The sequence below is a fragment of the Sphingobacterium sp. SGR-19 genome, assembly GCF_011043555.1.
Taxonomy (GTDB): Bacteria; Bacteroidota; Bacteroidia; order Sphingobacteriales; family Sphingobacteriaceae; genus Sphingobacterium.
Genome location: NZ_JAAKGS010000002.1, coordinates 549,122 through 569,051 on the forward strand (window position 1 = coordinate 549,122; position 19,930 = coordinate 569,051).

The following is a 19,930-nucleotide window of genomic DNA, read 5'->3' on the forward strand; positions in this document are numbered from 1 at the left end:
AACTATTTTCTAGTAATTACTTTTCTTGCTGCTGCAACAATAGAAGCGGCATTAAGTCCATATTTTTCCATCAACTGAGCTGGTTTGCCGGATTCGCCAAAGCTATCGTTGACTGCCACGTACTCTTGGGGAGTTGGTTTCTTCGTCGCTAATAGTTGTGCTACGCTGTCGCCCAGGCCGCCTAAACGGTTATGCTCTTCAGCCGTAACCACGCAACCTGTTTTGGTAATAGACGTTAAGACGGCTTCCTCATCCAAAGGTTTGATGGTGTGAATGTTGATGATTTCTGCGTTAATGCCCAGCTTCTCTAATTCCTCGCCTGCCTGGATCGCTTCCCAAACCAGATGACCTGTCGCGATGATCGTTACATCCGTACCTTCATTCAACATCACTGCCTTCCCGATTTCAAAGACCTGATCGGAAGGAGTAAAATTAGGCACAACCGGTCGCCCAAAACGCAGATAAGCAGGCCCTTCGTGATTAACTAAGGCTAAGGTAGCCGCTTTGGTCTGGTTAAAATCGCAAGGATTAATAACGGTCATCCCAGGGAGCATCTTCATCAATCCAATATCTTCCAGTATCTGATGTGTTGCACCATCTTCTCCTAACGTTAATCCAGCATGTGAAGCACATATCTTCACATTTTTATCCGAGTAGGCTATGGATTGTCTGATCTGGTCGTATACACGACCCGTTGAAAAGTTAGCAAATGTACCTGTGAATGGAATCTTGCCGCCAATAGTCAAGCCAGCCGCGATTCCCATCATATTTGCTTCCGCAATACCGATTTGGAAAAAGCGCTCGGGAAACTCTTTGATAAAATCGTTCATTTTTAACGATCCGATCAAATCGGCACAAAGTGCCACTACGTTTTCATTCTGTCTCCCAGCTTCTAATAGACCTGCGCCGAAGCCAGAACGAGTATCTTTTGATTCTGTATATGTGTATTTTTTCATTATGTGCAATTAATAATCTCCTAAGGTTTCCGCATTTTGTGCCAATGCAGATGCTAATTGTTCGTCGTTAGGGGCGATACCATGCCATTTGTGCGAGCCCATCATGAAATCTACGCCGTTCCCCATTTCTGTATGCAATAGTATCATGACAGGTTTACCCTTGCCTGTGCGTGATTTAGCTTCATCTAAGCCTTGGATGACCGATGTCATATCATTTCCCTGTTCTATTTCCATAACATTCCAGCCAAAAGCTTCCCATTTTGCACGGAGATTTCCGAGTGATAATACCTGTTCGGTAGAGCCGTCAATCTGTGCGCCGTTATAATCCACTGCGGCAATAATATTGTCCATTTTATTATGTGGAGCATACAAGGCGGCTTCCCATACTTGTCCCTCCTGTAACTCGCCATCACCCATCAACACATATACCAAACCATTGTCTTTATTTAATTTCTTGGCTTGAGCAGCACCGATAGCAACAGACAGACCTTGTCCCAACGATCCTGACGCGATGCGGATACCCGGTAGCCCTTCGTGTGTGGTCGGGTGGCCCTGGAGACGGGAATCGATTTTTCTAAACGTACCGAGTTCGCTTACAGGAAAGTACCCCGAACGGGCTAGTGTACTATAGAAAACGGGAGAAATATGCCCGTTTGATAAGAAAAATAAATCTTCTCCGACGCCATCCATATTAAAGGAAGGATCATGTTTCATCGCATAGAAGTATAACGCTACGAAGTAGTCCGTACAACCAAGCGAACCTCCCGGATGACCGGATTGGCAAGCATGCACCATACGAACGATGTCACGTCTTACCTGTGAAGCGATCTGTTCTAGTTTGTTGATATCTGCACTCATTTTTGAAATATAATGTTTCGGTTATTTTGGCTATAAAGTTAATGATTTTTAGCAGAGTAGCTGTAAAAAGCACAATTAAAAAAGGGAAGATCTTATGATCTTCCCTTTTTTAATTTTTTATATGGTATTATAGCGCTTCAGCTACCACTTCTTCTACTTCTGGTACCATTCTTTTCAATAGGCCTTCAATACCGGCTTTTAAGGTAATTGTAGAGGATGGACAACCGCTACAAGAACCACGCAATTCCACCGTAACAATACCATTGTCAAATGATCTGTACGCAATAGCACCTCCGTCCTGTTCCACTGCCGGACGAACGTAATCATGCAGAACCTGCTGAATTTTTACTTCAACCTCCGTGCCTTCAAAGTTTACATCCTCGGAATGCTCAACTGGTTTAACTGCCAATTCCGATTCGACAGCTCCCTTGACAAAATCTTTTAGCAAAGGCTCGATATCCGGCCATTCTACTCCTTCGCTCTTTGTAACGGTTACAAAATTACTCGCAAAAAAGACGCCCTCTACAAAGTTGAATTTAAATAACTCTCTGGCAAAATCAGATTCTTGCGCTTTCTCTCGGTCGGGATAATCTAGACTACCGTTAATCAATAATTTATTGACCAAGAACTTCATGGTAGAAGGATTGGGGGTCGATTCTGTATATACATTAATTGTTGCCATATTTCCTCTAATCTATAATAGTTGACAAATATACACCAAAAATAGGCCAATGCCGGTCATTTTGACGTCAAAGCTTATTGTATAATGCCCGTATAGTTGCTTGGAGAAATTGCTTTGATTTCTTCCTTGATTTCTTCATTTACATTCAACCCGTCAACGAAAGTTGCAATGGTTTCCTGTGTTACGTGTGTATTGGTACGGGTTAAGTCTTTCAGTGCTTCATAAGGTTTGGGATACCCTTCTCTTCGTAATATCGTTTGGATAGCTTCTGCTACTACCGCCCAATTGTTATCTAAATCCGCCTGAAGTGCAGGTTCATTAAGGATGAGTTTTCTTAATCCCCTAAGAGTAGATTTGATCGCGATAATGGTATGTGCAAAAGGAACACCAATATTCCGCAGCACTGTTGAATCGGTCAGATCACGTTGTAAACGTGAAATAGGAAGTTTTGCCGCTAAATGTTCAAATAGAGCATTGGCGATACCTAAATTCCCTTCTGCATTTTCAAAATCTATAGGATTTACTTTATGCGGCATCGCTGATGATCCGATTTGTCCAGCCGTTATTTTTTGTTTGAAATACTCCATGGAGATATACGTCCACATATCCCGGCAGAGATCAATGAGGATATTATTGACGCGTTTGAGCGCATCACAGCTTGCTGCAAAGTTGTCATAATGTTCAATTTGGGTCGTCGTTTGAGAACGTGATAGACCGAGTTTTTCATTCACAAAGTTATTACCGAATGCTACCCAATCGATAGCAGGATATGCTACGTGGTGTGCATTAAGGTTTCCTGTGGCACCTCCGAATTTTGCAGAAAGGGGAATTTGTTGTAGCAGCTCCAGTTGCTTTTCTATCCGTTCGATGAATACCCTAACTTCTTTTCCCAAGCGGGTAGGAGAGGCAGGTTGTCCATGTGTCCTGGCCAACATGGGTATATCCTTCCATTGCTTGGCAAGTGACGTCAGTTCGTCCGTTAGCTCTTGGATGTTCGGAAGGTAGGTTTGATTCAAAGCTTCTTTCCATGAATATGGAATAGCCGTATTATTTATGTCTTGTGAGGTCAACCCGAAATGGATGAATTCGAGTGAGTCGTGTAATCCTAGTTTTTCAAACTCATTCTTTAGAAAATATTCAACCGCTTTAACATCATGATTGGTTACTTTCTCGGTATCTTTAATCCATTGTGCATTTTCCAACGAAAAGTTTTCGTATATCTGCCGAAGACGTTCGTTAAGAGATCCATCGAAATGTGCCAGTTGTGGGATTCCGGACTCGGATAAAGCAATGAAATATTCCACTTCTACCAATACACGGTACTTAATCAAAGCAAATTCCGAGAAATAATTAGTGAGTTCTTTTGTATTGTTATGGTAACGTCCGTCGATAGGAGAGACGGCAGTCAAAGGTGATAAGCTCATGGTCACGAAAAAATAAAAATAAAAATTAACATCTGCCTTTTGTGGAAGAATAAAACTATGAACAAAAATAGTAAAAACTCCAAAACTAGCATTGCCAGAAAAAAAGAAAACCCACACAATTGTGTGGGTTTTTAGTATTTTTTTTAATACTGTCTCGGATTATTGAACGTTATCCAAAGAATCAACGATAGAATCACCTTCAGCTCTAACTGAATCAGCAACATTTTCTAATGAGTCTGCTACTTGTTCAGTTTGGTTTTCGATTCCTTCAGTTAATGTTTCAGTAGCATCTTCGTTTTGAGTTTGCTGACCGCCACATGAAGCGAATCCGATTGTTAAAGCTAGACCTAAAAATCCGAATTTGAATAAATTTTTCATTTTTAATTTTCTATTTTATATTGAAACAAATTTGTTTATTTACACTTTAATACCAGCAATTATAAAAGGTAACCTATGTTTTTACAAAAAATAAAAAAACTGTACGTTTCTTTACAAAGGTCCTTTTTAAGGCCGGCGCAAATATAACGGTGTTTTGCTGAAAAACAACAATAAAAAAAACATTTTTATAAAAAAAGTGTTACAATGGAGGGTACCCAAATAACTAAACATGATAAAAAAAATCAAAAATATACTTCAATTATTGAAGCACGTCGACCTAGCGCAACTGGATGCATTATCTAAGAAAATCGATATTCCAACACTTATGGCAGGGATGTCCAAAATGAGCGAGGAACAGTTGAAAGGTATGGCGAAGATGCTAACAGATGGTGTTAAGAGACGCGAAACACCTGAAATTAATGCAGACTTTTATGCTGTAGAAGCCAAGTTATCTGCCGACGACCGAAATTTACAGTTAAAGGTAAGGGATTTTTTAGAGCGTGAAATTAAACCTATTGTAAATAAATATTGGTTGCATGATGAATTCCCGTTTGAAATCATTCCTAAGTTAGCGGAGTTGAATGTATGTGGATATGTTTATGAGGGATATGGTTGTGCGGGTGGTACTTCGTTGATGGATGGCATAATAGCCGCAGAATTTGGGAGAATAGATCCGTCTATTGCGACATTTCTGGGGGTTCAAAGCGGATTGGCCATGGGCTCTATCTATATGTGTGGTTCAGAAGAACAAAAGAGTGAATGGTTGCCCAAAATGCAGCGATTGGAGAAAATTGGGGCGTTTGGATTGACGGAACCAGAAGTAGGCTCAGGGACAGCAGGTGGTCTAACGACGACTTGTCGCAAGACAGCGGAAGGATGGGTGCTAAACGGACAAAAGAAATGGATCGGCAATTCCACATTCTCCGATATGACGATTATCTGGGCTAGGGATGTGGATGATAATCAAGTAAAAGGGTTTATTGTCCGTAAAGAGAATCCGGGTTTTATGGTGGAGAAAATAAAGGGTAAGATGGCCTTGCGTATTGTGCAAAATGGGTTGATTACGTTGACAGACTGTTTAGTGCAAGAAGTTGATCGGTTGCCGCTTGCGAATAGCTTCAAGGACACGGCGAAGGTATTGCAGATGACGCGTGCGGGAGTGGCCTGGATGGCGGTCGGTTGTGCTCGTGGCGCTTATGAAAACGCATTGGATTACACGTTAAAGCGTAAACAGTTTGGGAAACCAGTTGCGTCATTTCAGCTGATTCAAAATCATTTGGTGGAAATGCTTTCCAATTTAACGGCTATGCAGACGCTCGTTTTTAGATTGTCAGAATTGCAAGATGAAGGGAAACTGAAAGATGAGCACGCTTCGTTAGCTAAGGTATTTTGCACGATGCGTACGCGGGACATTGTGTCGAGGGCACGTGAGGTAATGGGGGGCAATGGAATCTTATTAGAATACAATGTTGCTCGTTTCCTAGCTGATGCGGAAGCTATTTATTCGTATGAAGGTACGAAAGAAATTAATTCCCTTATTGTCGGAAGAAGTATTACCGGAATAAGTGCATTTGTGTAAGGACGAATAACATGTCATAAAAATAAAGCCCGAACAATGCTCGGGCTTTATTTTTTTATTTCTTCTTGTTTTGCTGTTGTGCTTGTTGTTGGCGCATCATTTCTTCCATTTTTTGCTGGAAAGATGATTTCTTCGCCGCTTTCGGATTCTTCTTATGCTCCTCAATTTTTGCCAATATCTTATCATCGTCGATAAATTGACGGATAATAAACTGTGTGAGGAATGTCAAAACTGCTGACAAAAAATAATAATAGTTTAATCCTGCTGGGAAGCTATTCAACACGAAGAAGAATATCAAAGGCATAAAGTACCCGATATATTTCATTTGATTGTTGGCAGCGGCACCCGATGTAGCATTGTTATACCACGTGGTCAACAGCGTCGTCAACGTCATGAGCACACACATAAAAGAGATGTGTCCAATTCCAAAAATCGGAGAAAAAGTAATCGGGGCGTCGTAAGTAGACAAATCTTTTACCCAAAGGAAACTTTCGCCCCGTAACTCAAATAGATTAGGAAAGAAAAAGAAGAAAGCGAGCGTGAAAGGCATCTGCAATAATAGAGGCAAACATCCACCTAGTGGATTTACACCGGCTTGTTTATACAGCTTCATTGTCTCCTGCTGGAGTAACATCGGATTGTCGTCACCTACCTTCTCTTTAATTTCGTCTATTTGTGGCTTCAATACACGCATTTTAGCCATAGATTTATATGATTTATAGGTCAACGGGAATAATACTCCTTTCAAGATAAGGGTTAGTATTAATATAATAATCCCATAACCCAAATGGAGGCCGTCGAGAACGTCAAAAATAGGCACCGTAATGAACTTGTTTATCCATCCCATAGGTCCCCAACCCATTTTAACGATTTTTTCGAAATCATCTCCATGTGCCTTTAATACTTTATATTGATTAGGACCGAAAAAGAAATTGAATGTATAGTGGTTATCTTTCTGAGCAGAGAAATCCAAATCCGCCACTGCTTTGTAGTGTTTTATGATACCATCATCTGAATCGAAAGCTACACTCAACGCCGAGTTGTTTAGTGGTTGGCTTGAGGTTACCGCGGCGGAAAAGAAATGTTGTTTGAACGCTACCCAGCTTAATTTGTCTTCAATTTGCTCTTTGTCATCGCTCGTTTCGGAAAGGTTGTCTACATTTCCCGCAAGGTCTTTATAGAATATCGTTGACCGTTCGCGTTCGGATTTCGCATTACGTTCTTTCCGTAGCAAAGTTGTTTCCCAGTTTAGTCCGATGGAACTGGTCTTAACATCCATGAGGTTTTGGATGCCTACGGCTTTGACGTCAAGGGCCACATTATAATCATTGCCTTTGATAGTATAGGTATACTCCAAATATTGGGTTTCGCTATAATTCAATCTAAACCCAATCGATTGAGCAGATTCGCCCGTAACTGAAATGTCTCCGCTTTGTGGTGTGAAATTCAAGTCACTGGTATTAATATTTTCACCGTTTGCTTTAAAAACAAAGCCAAACTGGTTTTGCCCCTCGTCAATAACCATGAGCGGTTTGCCGTCATAATTTGTTTCATTCTTTAACTGAACAGATCTGACTTGTCCACCTTTAGAACTTATTTTGGCAATAATCAACTCGTTTTCCAGTGTAACAATCTGCTCATCTCCTAACCGAGCGTTACCGAACGGTTTATTCGAGATTTCGGCAGTGTCTATTGTTGGTTGTGAATTAGTGCTTAAAGTGTCTGCTATGGGAGGGAGGCCTTCTCTAACTCTTTTTAACGAATCCTGAAGCCTTTGTTCTTGCTTAAGCTCTTGTTCAGTAGGTTTCATTAAATAAAAAGAGCCTGCCAGGATGCCGAAAATCAGCACTAATCCAATGAGGGTATTTCTATCCATTTTTTATTTTTTAATTTTCAATTATATATTATAAGTACATCTCAGCCTTTTTTATAGGCTATGGCGGCGGCTACAAAGCTAACAAAAAGTGGGTGAGGGTTTGCCACAGTCGATTTTAACTCGGGATGGAATTGCCCTGCCACAAAGAACGGGTGGTTTTTCAATTCGACGATTTCCACCAGTCCCGTTTCGGGATTTTTTCCGGAGGCGATCATACCAGCTTCTTCATATTGCTTTAGATATGCATTGTTAAATTCATAACGATGTCTGTGCCGTTCCGATATTTTTGTTTTGCCATAAATAGAATAGGCTTTTGTACCCTTTTTGACTTCGCACGCGTATGCACCTAGTCGCATGGTGCCGCCCATATTCGTGATGGACTTTTGCTCTTCCATTAAGTTAATAACAGGATGAGGTGCTTTTTCATCCATCTCGAAGCTATTCGCCTTTTTTAATCCAAGCACATTTCTTCCAAATTCAATGACAGCGCATTGCATACCCAAACAGATACCGAAGAATGGGATTTTGTTTTCCCGTACAAATTTAATGGCACTCAGTTTTCCATCTAAGCCACGTTCACCGAAACCAGGCGCAACTAAAACACCAGCAAGATCTTTCAATTTCTCGACTACGTTTTCGTCGTTTATGCTTTCTGCTGCAATGTACTTAACCTTTACCTTGGTCTCATTCATGGCGCCTGCGTGGATGAAAGCCTCGGTAATGGATTTGTAGGCATCGGGAAGTTCGACGTATTTGCCGACCAGACCTATGGATACTTCACTCGTCGGATTTTTAAGTTTGCCCAGAAAAGTTTTCCAATTTTCTAAATCTGGTTCGTTTTTATTGGATAACTTCAATTTTGCCAAAGCTGTTTTGTCCAACTGCTCCTTCAGCATATTCAAAGGTACATCGTATATAGTCGGTGCATCAATGGATTCGACTACAGCATTGATATTGACGTTACAGAATTGGGCAAGTTTTTTTCTGATATCGTGTGTTAGTTTGTGTTCGGTACGGCACACGAGAATATCGGGTTGTATACCATATTCCAAAAGCGTTTTTACGGAGTGTTGCGTAGGCTTTGTTTTTAATTCTCCTGCTGCGGCTAAATAAGGCACGAGCGTGAGGTGAATGACCAAAGAGTCGCTATTGCCGAGCTCCCAGCGCAATTGTCTTACTGCTTCGATGAATGGAAGCGACTCTATGTCGCCTACTGTGCCACCTAGTTCGGTAATAACGATGTCGTATTCTCCGGTTTGTCCTAGGAGTTGCATCCGACGCTTAATTTCATCAGTAATATGAGGTACGACTTGAACCGTTTTGCCTAAATAAGCTCCTGCGCGTTCTTGATCGATAACATGTTGGTATATTCTTCCCGTTGTGACATTGTTGGCTTGTGAGGTAGCAACATTTAGGAATCTTTCGTAATGGCCTAGATCTAGATCGGTTTCCGCTCCATCCTCCGTAACATAACATTCTCCGTGTTCATATGGGTTCAACGTTCCTGGATCGATGTTGATGTAGGGGTCAAATTTTTGGATGGTCACTTTAAGCCCCCGAGCTTGTAAAAGTTTAGCCAAGGAAGCCGCGATAATGCCTTTTCCTAACGACGAGGTTACGCCGCCCGTAACGAAGATATATTTACTCATAGCAATAATGGAATTTCAAGTATTTCAAGCCTTAAATACGGCCTTAAATCTGCTTTATGTACGGGATACAAAGATAAGTTTTTTTCCGATACTAACGGAAATTAAAGCATAAAAAACCCTAAAGTATTATTCGTGCTGGTATAGTAGGTATCTGGAGTGGCTGGGCGAGTTAGAAAGGACATAAAAAGCCGCTATTGACGTAGCGGCTTTTTCATATTTCTTGAGCAGTGGTTTTGTTATACACGTTTTGCTTTAATACGCGCAGCTTTACCGGTAAGACCGCGTAAATAGAATAATTTAGCACGACGAACTTTACCAACACTATTAACTTCTATTTTTTGAATGTTAGGTGAATTCACAGGGAAGATACGTTCAACACCAACACCGTTAGAGATTTTACGAACAGTAAAAGTCGCGTTAGTACCTTCGCTGTTTAACTGGATAACTACACCTTGGTACACCTGAACACGCTCTTTATTTCCTTCGCGAATTTTATAATGAACGCTGATGGTATCTCCGGCTTTAAAAGCGGGGATTTCATTTTTCACTACCGCTTGTTCTTCTACAAATTTTACTAAATCCATGATTTCGAGTAATTATTAAACGATTTTATCCTGAAAAAATCGGAATGCAATATTACAGCTTTTATTTTAAATAAAAAAATACTTTTTTAAAATCCTGTAAGTGGTTGCAAAGGTAAGAAAATTATTCTCAAAAAAAATATGATAGTAATTAAATATGCCGTATATTTGTGCCACAGAAAAAAAGGTGATGCCTTTCGGGGTGTAGCGTAGCCCGGTATCGCGCCACATTTGGGATGTGGAGGTCGTAGGTTCGAATCCTGCCACCCCGACGAAAGCCGCTGATTATCAGTGGCTTTTTCTATTTTCGGACATATTTCGGACAAAACTATTGGATTTTTCACCTATAACATCCCAGCTATAAAGATAGGTCAAGATAAGCGTTATTCGGAATAAGTTAATTGGAGAGGCTGTAAGGAGGCTATTAAATTCCGTTTTTTATAAAATTAATTTATCTACTTTTCCCTTTATGTCACCTACAAATTCTCCTTTTATTATTTTTGACAGATCTCCAAATTGAGACCTGTCAAAGCTTTGTGAAAGTTGCTTGTTCTTTACTAAAATCACTTTATCTGCATGGTGAAGAATTGTTTCTAAGATATGCGAAGATAATAATATAGTACTGCCTGTTTCTTTTAGCCGTTCAATGATAATATTGACTATTTCACTCGTTTTTAGATCTAGACCGTTAAACGGTTCGTCCATAATAATTATTTTCTTATCCAATAATAGAATGCCCATGATCGATAGCTTTTTTTGCATTCCAGTCGAATAGTTATGAATATATTCTTTTAAAGGTAGCTGAAAAATAGAATTCCATACGTTTACTTTCTCCTCTGAATATTGACCCACAATTTTGAGATATTCTAAACCTGTCATATATGGATAGAAATAAGGGGTTGCCTGTAGAAAAGCTATATCTTTAGGAAGAGGCAATGTTTGATTTTCTTTGTCAACATCAATATTCCCGCTAATAATATTAAATAGGGTTGTTTTGCCTGCCCCATTGTCACCCACAATGCCGTATATTTGACCGTTTTCGATACCCAGACTCACATTGTCAAATATCGGTTTCCTCCCATAAGCAAATGTGAATTGTTCTAATTTAATAATGCTCTCAGATTTTCTCGGTTCTTTCTCCATACTTTGTAAAGTAAATATAATGATACAGGAAGGACTGGCGTTAAGATAAAATAAAGCGTAATCGGTATAGTATTCTGAACCTTGGTGCTTATTGTTTTTAGCGTATACTTTAACAGGAAGGCGTATATAAGCACCATATTAAACAATATGGCACATCCTACCAGTATTAGGATTTGAGGGGTAGTATATAGAAAGACAAACAGAATATAATGTGGCAGAAATAATAGGTTGCATGCCAATAAAATACTCTTTATCTTCTGTTCGTAAAAATATTTATGCGTCCTATACGATTGTACTATCTCCCGGGCTTCTAAATACGCGTAAAACTCTCCTGAAAATGTCATCCAGTAGAGCATCATAATAGGAGTTATGGGGAAGAAAAACAACAAGATTATCCCAACGATATAGCTGGACAAAAAAAGTAGTGGACTTTGTCTGATTCCCGATCTCCATTCAAACGCATGCAATGGTAAAGCACGAGTTAATTTTCTGATAAAGTAGAACTTTTTAATTTTTCTTTTGAATATTGATTGATATACTGCCATAGCGAAAATTAACAAAAGAGGGAGTGTCATCAAAAAATCAATGCTATGCACGGATAGTGCAAAAAGTTCTAAGAATAGATAAAGCGTCAAATATTCTATCAAAAAAATAAGCAAGGTCCTGTTTTTAAATACGGAACTTAAAAACTCGGTATCTTTGCGTTTTAACCCTAAAGACAACAAAATTATGGCGATCATTATCTGCGTTCCCTCTACTCCCACATTGGTCAATACTTTGTTTAAATAGAATAGCAATATTAGTGCAAAAGGAACCAGTATAAAAAGGTTGCCACCCGCTGCTGATAGGTAACGAAACAGTTGTTTAAATCTAAAAGTAAAATACTCAAACATCCTATCTTACAATTTCATGTTTTAAGAAATCAGGTTCTAATAGATTAACACTTTCATTGGCTAATGGAATTCCACAACCAACAACGAGAGTAGCTCCTTCAGTAAAGCCGTCTAGAGACAGTTCCTGTTCAATCAGCGATGTGTTTATAGCTCCTGTTACGAAACTTCCCAGATTTTCTTTAGCTGCATTTAAATAAAACATTTGGCTTAGGTGCCCTGTGTCCAATAAAGTGACTTTATATGCTAAAGTATGTTGTTGATATTTCCAAAAGTTTCTAAAGTATCGAGTAGTCATAAGAACAAGAAAACCAGCATCTTTGACATAATGCTGTCCAGCCACAAATTTGTTAGCAAAATCCTTCGCTTCCTCTGCATTGTATATTTTAACCAAATCTAAACTATGCATTTCAACATTATAATGATAAATTCCAGGTTCTAACGATTCAACGTTTAAACATAGAATGTACGCTTCCGTTGGGTGTAGTGACCCTCCTGAGGGAACTGTTTTATGTAATAACGTTAACTGCTTGTGCATGTCATACTTTCCATGACATCCGAACGTATAAAGTAGCACGGTTGATAAAGTCTCCAATTTTACAGAAATGTTCTTGTTGAAGATTCGACTGGTCTTTCTTTTTAGGATAGTCTGATAATAAGTATCATCAGACAAATCTTCAAGGGGTAACATAGTTCTATTTTCGGAATTTATTTTGTGAAAATGAGTTGGTGGAACGCCATTTTTTTTAATTATGTTATCCATTCCTTGCTCATATAGATCCATATTATCATCACCCTCGTAATCCTCGGTAACCATCTCAACATCCACTTTACTCCATTTTGTTAAGTAGTGGAAGAAAGCTGCATATATGTTCCATTTGGACTTGTTTAAAATATCTTCTTTTCGAATATATTGTGCAAATTCCTCCTGCCCATTATCAAATAGTAATATTCCTACTGAAGCAAATTTTTCAAGAAACTCAAGAGTAAAACCTAGATTTTCATTGAATTCTACCCATTCAGTTATCGAAATAGATTTTAATATTTCGAATTCTTCGTCTGACACAACAATCTCTTCCCCATTTAAAACAGGAAAAGCCAACATTTTCCGCGATTCAATTTGTTGAATTTTTCCTTTCAATAACTCTTGGATATCAAGTGTTTTTCCGTTTTTATGATAGAAAAACACAAACTCACTTCTTTTAATTTTTTTTGACTTCATAACCTGTTCTAAAAATGATTAATATAGGAGTTTATCAAGTTGGCGATTAAGCTACATTTTTCATCTTTGCACTGGATGTCATGGGTAAAAAAACAAATACAACAGTGATAGCGAATGCTAGCGGAAGCCCCATCTGAACGTTAGATTGGGCAGGAAATGCAAATTTCTCTCTTTCCATGAATTCTGCAACCGCCTCTCTAAATTTCTCCGTTTCTGGAAGTTTTATTAGTTCATCAATGGCTGAATCTTCAATGTGAATACCGTAATTAGAAAGCGTTTTCTTGGTATTTTCTTCTAATTCTTTCTTGAAAGAATCATCTGTCAATAGACTGCTTAGAAAACTAACAAGTTTTCTTGGTGCCAAATTGTTTAAATTTTGAGTCTCCATAATAGTAAAGTTTTAATTAGTGCTCTAAATCATTATGTTTACTTAATCCTTGATAAACTCCTGTTGCTAATCTAACCAACTATTTCAATAAATACAAGTGTTTTTCTTTCATTATGAGTTGTTTATAAAGTAAATAGCCAGCATTTATTCGCAATCCCTCCTTTCTGTTTGTTGTTTTCCTCCGCTCATTAGTGGCTTGCGAAACCCCACCGCTCTTGGCCTGCGCTGTTCTCGCTTTGGGCATTTACGGGATTGGTTTGGCGACTAAATTCTATGATAAAGGATTTTAGTTATCGGGGAGCTTTTTTATCTTTATGGCAACAAAGTACATTGACTGATTGGAACTGGTGTTATCAAGAGGCCTCAAAGCCCGACAAAGTAGGATACATTAAATGAGACCTATTCGGTTACCTATCTTGATAGTTTGCTTGCTAACAATAACAAAATCAACGAATTAGAGGAGTGGTGACAAATCCTGCCACCCCGACAAAAAGCTTCTCTGAAAAGAGAGGCTTTTTTGCTTTCGGGCAGGATGAGAACCGGGGTTCGATCCGTAGGAGCTTTAGGGTAAAGGTTGGGGATGAGGGGCTAAAGCAATCCTGCCACCCCGACGGAAAAGCTCGACAATAAGTCGGGCTTTTTGTGTTTTAGGGGATGACTGATGAGAACCTAGATTTGATCCGTACGAACCGACTATAATATAAATTATCAGATATTTTGTATCTTGGGACTGGACTATATGAAAAACTTTATTTTGATTATAATTTCGGCTACTTTTTTATCGAGTAATACGCCGATACAGGAAGAGACCGTAACCTTATCAGTGAAACCGACTGTTTTTAATCTCTCCCAGCTCCCTGAGACAGTAGAAGTGACCATGATAAACAATACGCGAGAAACGATACTGGCGGGATTACATTATTGGATTGAGCGTTTCGAAAATAATAAGTGGGTAAAAGTATCGCCAGATCAAGTTTTCGAGGATGTGGGCTATAATTTCTCGCCTTCGGTTTTTTATACATATGAAAAAAACCTTTTCAGAGAAGAAATTGATTACAAAGTCGGGAAATACAGAATTGTTAAATATTATCTAAAGTCTGACTATCAAAAACCAGAAGAAGAGGTCAAAGTCTATGCCGAGTTTTACGTTAAGAAATGCGGAGCGGACGATGTAAATAATTCTGGAAATGGAAAGTGGGTGCGTTGAGTATTGACGAGAAGATCCGCTTTCGATATTAAGAATAAAGTGCGAAAGCAACAAAAAGGAGCGCAAAAATCTGCGCTCCTTTTTTGTTGTCCCACCTGGATTCGAACCAAGACTAAATGAACCAAAATCACTTGTACTACCCTTATACTATGGGACAAACATTTGTCTAAACAGCTTGTTTTCGTTTTGACGATGCAAATATACGTCAGTTTTTAAAACTTACAAAAAAAAATGTCTAAATTCCTATATCCAGACTGATTCTCAACGAAATATTTTTTAGTCTACCGTTGCTGCGGCAGTTCTCGTCCTATTGTTTGTAACAAACTTCGTTAAAATGTGCAAATAATATTTAATAGTCGGTTTGTATTCCTTATTTTCGGAGCATATTTTAGAATAACCTTATCTAGTATAGAATGGATTACAAGAAGATTAATAACCTTTTGGGATGGATATGTGCGATCATTGCGACAGCAGTGTATGTCATGACGGTAGAGCGTACAGTGAGTTGGTGGGATTGTGGCGAATTTATTGCATCCGCTTATAAAATGCAGATTGTGCACCAGCCAGGAGCACCGCTTTTTCTGATGATACAAAATATTTTCTCCAATTTGGCGATGGGTGATACCACCAAGATTGCTTTTTGGATGAATATAGGCTCAGTTGTCTGTAGTGGTTTGACAATTCTCTTTCTGTTTTGGACAATTACAGCGTTGGCTCGGAAAGTATTCGTCGGGACTTCTCGCGATGCTGAAGTTAGTCAGCCTCAACTGTTTTTGATCATGGCGTCCGGTGTGGTGGGTTCGTTGGCATACGCCTTTACGGATACATTTTGGTTTTCCGCAGTAGAATCGGAGGTCTATGCAATGTCTTCACTCTGCACTGCTGTTGTATTCTGGGCTATATTGAAATGGGAAGCACGGGCAGATGAAGCCCAGGCTGATAAATGGCTCATCCTCATCGCGTATGTGATGGGATTATCTATCGGTGTGCATTTGCTGAACTTGTTGGTTATCCCTGCTATCGCCTTGGTTGTTTATTTCCGTAAAACGAAGCAAAGTACCGGAGCGGGAATTTTAAAGGCATTGGCTATAGGGGTCGTTGTATTAGGTTTTATCCTTTGGGGTGTTATTCAATATTCCGTTAAGATTGCGGCGTATTTTGATTTGTTTTTTGTGAACACGCTAGGCTTAGGTTTTGGATCCGGACTTGCTTTCTTTATCATACTACTTGTTGGCGGATTGATCTACGGTGTCTATTATTCCATTCAAAAGAAGAGGTACGTCTTGAATATAGCTATGATTAGTACGGCTTTTATTATTTTAGGATACAGTTCTTTCGCTATGATTATGATCCGCGCAAAAGCTGATCCTACGTTAAACAATAGTGATCCAGACAATGCATTTTCATTTCTCAGTTATTTGAACAGAGAACAATACGGGGATGAACCTCTTTTTAAAGGGAAGTTTTTTGATGCTCGGCTTACAAATATAGAAGATGGAAAGAAAGTATACCGCAAGGACGGAAATAAATATGTGGTCGCCAAACGTAATCCGGTATATAGTTACGATAGAGAAACGATATTTCCCCGAATTTACAGTGATAAAGGTGGCCACCCACAATATTATAGGGAATATTTGGGATTAGGGCCGAATGAAACACCGACGTTTGCCGATAACTTAAAGTTCTTCTTTGGTTATCAAATAGGGCATATGTATGGACGTTATTTTCTATGGAATTTTGCCGGCCGTCAAAATGACCAACAAGGACATGGCTCTTTTACCGAAGGAAATTGGATAAGTGGGATTAAACCCGTTGATAATGTGTTGGTTGGTGGGCAAGATGTCTTGCCGACCTCAACTAGAACAGATCCATCTCGCAATACCTATTTTTTCCTTCCACTTATCTTGGGGTTATTGGGAGCTTTTTGGCATTTTGGTAAGCGACAGCGCGATGCAGGTGTAGTTGGTCTATTGTTTTTCTTTACGGGTATCGCCATTGTGCTGTACTTGAACCAAAACCCGCTGCAGCCGCGTGAACGAGATTATGCTTATGCCGGCTCGTTTTACGCTTTCAGTATCTGGATGGGATTAGGCGTCATGGCGATTACCGATTTTCTCCGCAAGAAGGTAAATGTCAAGGTTGCAGGGTATGTTGCCGCGATTGTCGGCATATTGGCAGGCCCCGTTATCCTAATTGCCCAGAATTATAACGATCACAACCGTTCGGAAAAGTCTTTGGCTCGCGATATGGCTCGAAATTATTTGGAATCCTGTGCGCCCAATGCGATCTTGTTCAGTTACGGTGACAACGATACTTATCCACTATGGTATGTGCAGGAGGTTGAAGGCTTCCGTACAGACGTTCGTGTAGTCAATTTGAGTCTGCTTAGCGCCGATTGGTATATGAGACAGATGATGAAGAAAGTCAATGATGCTGATGCATTGCCGATTAATATCGATCCAGAATTGATTAAAGACGGCGTACGCGATGTGATTTATTATCAGGATTATAATATTCCGGGATACATTCCAGTGCAAGATCTCTTGAAGGTGATGTTGTCCGATAATCCACAGAATAAAGCGCAGCTACAGAGTGGTGAGTTTGTTAATGTGCTGCCAACTAAAAAAATGGAATTGGCGGTAGATAAACAAGCGATACTGGCAAATCATGTTGTTCCTAAAGAATGGGAGTCCGCTATCGTGGATACCATGCGTTGGACTTATAGTCAAAATCATGTGAGTCGTGCGGAGCTTTCTATGTTAGCAATTCTGGCGAACAATAATTGGGAACGTCCGATATATTATACGATTACGACTCCAGAAAGTAACTATATGGGGTTGGATAGGTATTTGGTAAACGAAGGTTTTGCTTATCGTTTGATGCCAGTTGATTTCGGACTGAAGGAAGGAGATCCTTCTACAATCGAGAACGTCGATCAAATCTACGACAATGTGATGAATAAATTTTCATGGGGGAATATTGGCAACGCGTCCTATATAGATCCCGATTCCTATCGCTACATTAGTATGTATGTAGGATCGATATATGGTCAATCAGCGCAACAGTTGCTGTCCGCAGGAGAAACGGATAAAGCGAAGAAATTGGTGTTGGACGCGTATGAGAATATGCCAAAAAGGGCTTTTCTCATGTCGGAGGTGATGGGCTATGTTCCGCTGTTGGGGGCAATGTATGATGTAGGCGAAACCGCGAAGGCAAACGAAATTACACAACGGAACTTAACATTTATCCGAGAGAACATGACCTATTACGAAGCAGTAGCACAAACGAAATCAAATGTAGAATACCAAAATATGCGGTTCGGTTTGGCATCGATCCAGCGGTACAAACAATTGTTGGATGAGGTTAATCAGCCCGAGTTGCAAAAGCAAATTGATGGATTATATAATTCGTATAGACACTATTTTGAACAAGCAGGTGAATAAAAACAGGAAAAGCCCAAAAAAATACGTTATTTTTGCTTAAATATTCCCGTGATGAAACAATCCATTTTATTAGAAGGAGCCAAATTTCAGATAACAATTAAGCGTCTTTGCCAACAACTGATTGAGAATCATGGCGATTTTTCTAATGCCGTACTCATGGGGATTCAACCACGTGGCACTTATCTGGCAAAACGTATCCAAAAGGAACTTAAAACAATGACCGGTGTGGAGGTGCAGTTGGGTGTTTTGGATATTACGTTTTACCGGGACGACTTTCGGATGAAAGGTGCTAATCCGTTGGCAGCAAACAGTACGGATATCGACTTTATGGTGGATGATAAAAACGTTATTTTGATTGACGATGTGCTGTGGACTGGACGGACTATCCGTTCCGCTATGGATGCCATACAGGCTTTTGGTAGACCGGGGAAAATGGAACTCCTGGTGCTTGTCGATCGTCGTTTTTCCCGTCAAATACCTATTCAACCTGACTATATCGGTATACAAGTGGATTCCATAGATTCACAAAAAGTGATCGTGAGCTGGCAGGATATTGACGATGCAGATAGCATTGTGCTGATTACGGAAAAGAAATAAAGCGAAAGAAAATTTTCACAACATGTCAACGACAATAGAGCAGCTAAGTACAAGACATCTTCTAGGAATAAAGGATCTGAATGAAAACGACATTCAACTTATCCTAGATACAGCGGCAAATTTTAAGGAAGTATTGAATCGCCCTATAAAGAAAGTACCTTCCCTACGGGATATAACCATAGCAAATGTCTTTTTCGAAAATTCTACGCGTACACGATTGTCATTTGAACTGGCGGAAAAACGCCTTTCGGCCGATACCATCAATTTTGCAGCTTCTTCTTCGTCTGTAAGCAAAGGTGAAACTCTGATTGATACGGTCAATAATATTTTGGCTATGAAAGTCGATATGATTGTCATGCGCCATCCGTATGCCGGTGCTGGTATTTTCTTAAGTAAACATATTGATGCCCAGATTGTCAATGCTGGAGATGGCGCTCACGAACATCCTACACAAGCGTTGCTCGATTCTTTTTCTATTCGGGAACGGTTTGGCGATGTCGCCGGACGAAAAGTGGCCATCATCGGCGATATATTGCATTCACGTGTTGCATTATCGAATATCCTCTGCTTGCAAAAGCAGGGAGCGGAGGTCATGGTTTGTGGGCCAACGACCCTAATTCCGAAATACATCAGCTCACTTGGCGTCAAAGTGGAACATAATCTGCGCAAGGCTTTACAGTGGTGTGACGTAGCTAATATGTTACGCATCCAGCTTGAACGGCAGGATATAGGTTATTTTCCCTCTTTGCGTGAATATTCCATGCTTTACGGACTCAATAAAGATATATTGGACTCCTTAGACAAGGAAATTACCATTATGCATCCCGGTCCCATCAATCGGGGAGTGGAGATTACATCAGATGTAGCAGATAGTAAACATTCCATTATCTTGGAGCAGGTGGAAAACGGTGTGGCCGTACGCATGGCTGTGCTATATCTCCTTGCAGGCCAACGGGGGTAAGGTGTAAAGGTCTGCCTTTAAGTTTGACCAAAATATAAAAAATAAAAATATGCCCGACTTTTAGAAGCCGGGCATATTTTTTGGGTAAAAAGTTCG

16 protein-coding genes and 1 tRNA gene are annotated in these 19,930 nt (G+C 39.7%); 6 read left to right on the forward strand and 11 right to left on the reverse strand.

What is annotated here, in order from left to right; genetic code table 11:
- Window positions 1–2: 2 nt before the first annotated feature.
- The 5 genes from G5B43_RS05995 to G5B43_RS06015 all read right to left on the reverse strand — a co-directional run bounded on the left by G5B43_RS05995 (window position 3) and on the right by G5B43_RS06015 (window position 4,298).
- Entirely contained in the window at window positions 3–956 is a 954-nt protein-coding gene (locus tag G5B43_RS05995) for a transketolase family protein (RefSeq protein WP_165293801.1), read from the reverse strand.
- Between the two features lie 9 nt (window positions 957–965).
- Window positions 966–1,814: a transketolase gene (locus G5B43_RS06000; RefSeq protein ID WP_165293802.1), complete on the reverse strand. Its 849-nt coding sequence runs from the start codon at window positions 1,812–1,814 to the stop codon at window positions 966–968.
- A gap of 127 nt (window positions 1,815–1,941) precedes the next feature.
- Window positions 1,942–2,496 carry a NifU family protein gene (locus G5B43_RS06005; RefSeq protein ID WP_165293803.1) on the reverse strand — a complete coding sequence of 185 codons (555 nt, stop codon included), beginning with the start codon at window positions 2,494–2,496 and terminating at the stop codon, window positions 1,942–1,944.
- A 74-nt stretch (window positions 2,497–2,570) separates the two neighbouring features.
- The gene (purB, locus tag G5B43_RS06010; protein WP_165293804.1) at window positions 2,571–3,920 is read right to left on the reverse strand and encodes an adenylosuccinate lyase; all 1,350 of its coding nucleotides are present in this window, start codon (window positions 3,918–3,920) and stop codon (window positions 2,571–2,573) included.
- 159 nt (window positions 3,921–4,079) lie between these two features.
- On the reverse strand, window positions 4,080–4,298 hold the full coding sequence (locus tag G5B43_RS06015; protein ID WP_165293805.1) for a hypothetical protein: 219 nt from the start codon (window positions 4,296–4,298) through the stop codon (window positions 4,080–4,082).
- 229 nt (window positions 4,299–4,527) lie between these two features.
- On the opposite strand from G5B43_RS06015, the gene G5B43_RS06020 reads away from it, so the two are divergent.
- Window positions 4,528–5,877 carry an acyl-CoA dehydrogenase family protein gene (locus G5B43_RS06020; protein ID WP_165293806.1) on the forward strand — a complete coding sequence of 450 codons (1,350 nt, stop codon included), beginning with the start codon at window positions 4,528–4,530 and terminating at the stop codon, window positions 5,875–5,877.
- A gap of 55 nt (window positions 5,878–5,932) precedes the next feature.
- Here G5B43_RS06020 and yidC read toward each other — a convergent pair whose 3' ends face one another.
- The 3 genes from yidC to rplS form a co-directional block, all read right to left on the reverse strand.
- Entirely contained in the window at window positions 5,933–7,753 is a 1,821-nt protein-coding gene (gene yidC / locus G5B43_RS06025) for a membrane protein insertase YidC (RefSeq protein WP_165293807.1), read from the reverse strand.
- 41 nt (window positions 7,754–7,794) lie between these two features.
- Window positions 7,795–9,402 carry a CTP synthase gene (locus G5B43_RS06030; protein WP_165293808.1) on the reverse strand — a complete coding sequence of 536 codons (1,608 nt, stop codon included), beginning with the start codon at window positions 9,400–9,402 and terminating at the stop codon, window positions 7,795–7,797.
- A 236-nt stretch (window positions 9,403–9,638) separates the two neighbouring features.
- Window positions 9,639–9,986: a 50S ribosomal protein L19 gene (gene rplS, locus G5B43_RS06035; protein WP_165293809.1), complete on the reverse strand. Its 348-nt coding sequence runs from the start codon at window positions 9,984–9,986 to the stop codon at window positions 9,639–9,641.
- Window positions 9,987–10,181: 195 nt separating this feature from the next.
- On the opposite strand from rplS, the gene G5B43_RS06040 reads away from it, so the two are divergent.
- Window positions 10,182–10,255: transfer RNA gene (locus G5B43_RS06040), tRNA-Pro, on the forward strand.
- A gap of 166 nt (window positions 10,256–10,421) precedes the next feature.
- Here the strand turns inward: G5B43_RS06040 and G5B43_RS06045 are convergent.
- The 3 genes from G5B43_RS06045 to G5B43_RS06055 all read right to left on the reverse strand — a co-directional run bounded on the left by G5B43_RS06045 (window position 10,422) and on the right by G5B43_RS06055 (window position 13,626).
- Complete coding sequence (locus G5B43_RS06045; protein ID WP_165293810.1) at window positions 10,422–11,126, reverse strand: ABC transporter ATP-binding protein; 705 nt, start codon at window positions 11,124–11,126, stop codon at window positions 10,422–10,424.
- Window positions 11,127–12,020: 894 nt separating this feature from the next.
- Window positions 12,021–13,238, reverse strand: coding sequence for a putative peptide maturation dehydrogenase (locus G5B43_RS06050; RefSeq protein WP_165293811.1), 1,218 nt, complete (start codon window positions 13,236–13,238; stop codon window positions 12,021–12,023).
- Between the two features lie 46 nt (window positions 13,239–13,284).
- Complete coding sequence (locus G5B43_RS06055) at window positions 13,285–13,626, reverse strand: hypothetical protein (protein WP_014773753.1); 342 nt, start codon at window positions 13,624–13,626, stop codon at window positions 13,285–13,287.
- Between the two features lie 739 nt (window positions 13,627–14,365).
- Between G5B43_RS06055 and G5B43_RS06060 the strand changes: the two genes are divergently transcribed.
- The 4 genes from G5B43_RS06060 to G5B43_RS06075 all read left to right on the forward strand — a co-directional run bounded on the left by G5B43_RS06060 (window position 14,366) and on the right by G5B43_RS06075 (window position 19,834).
- Window positions 14,366–14,833, forward strand: a complete 468-nt coding sequence (locus tag G5B43_RS06060) for an immunoglobulin-like domain-containing protein (protein WP_165293812.1) — start codon at window positions 14,366–14,368, stop codon at window positions 14,831–14,833.
- 413 nt (window positions 14,834–15,246) lie between these two features.
- Window positions 15,247–18,276 carry a DUF2723 domain-containing protein gene (locus tag G5B43_RS06065; protein ID WP_165293813.1) on the forward strand — a complete coding sequence of 1,010 codons (3,030 nt, stop codon included), beginning with the start codon at window positions 15,247–15,249 and terminating at the stop codon, window positions 18,274–18,276.
- Window positions 18,277–18,327: 51 nt separating this feature from the next.
- Window positions 18,328–18,873, forward strand: coding sequence for a bifunctional pyr operon transcriptional regulator/uracil phosphoribosyltransferase PyrR (pyrR, locus tag G5B43_RS06070; protein ID WP_165293814.1), 546 nt, complete (start codon window positions 18,328–18,330; stop codon window positions 18,871–18,873).
- A gap of 22 nt (window positions 18,874–18,895) precedes the next feature.
- Entirely contained in the window at window positions 18,896–19,834 is a 939-nt protein-coding gene (locus G5B43_RS06075; protein ID WP_165293815.1) for an aspartate carbamoyltransferase catalytic subunit, read from the forward strand.
- The last annotated feature ends 96 nt before the right edge of the window (window positions 19,835–19,930 follow it).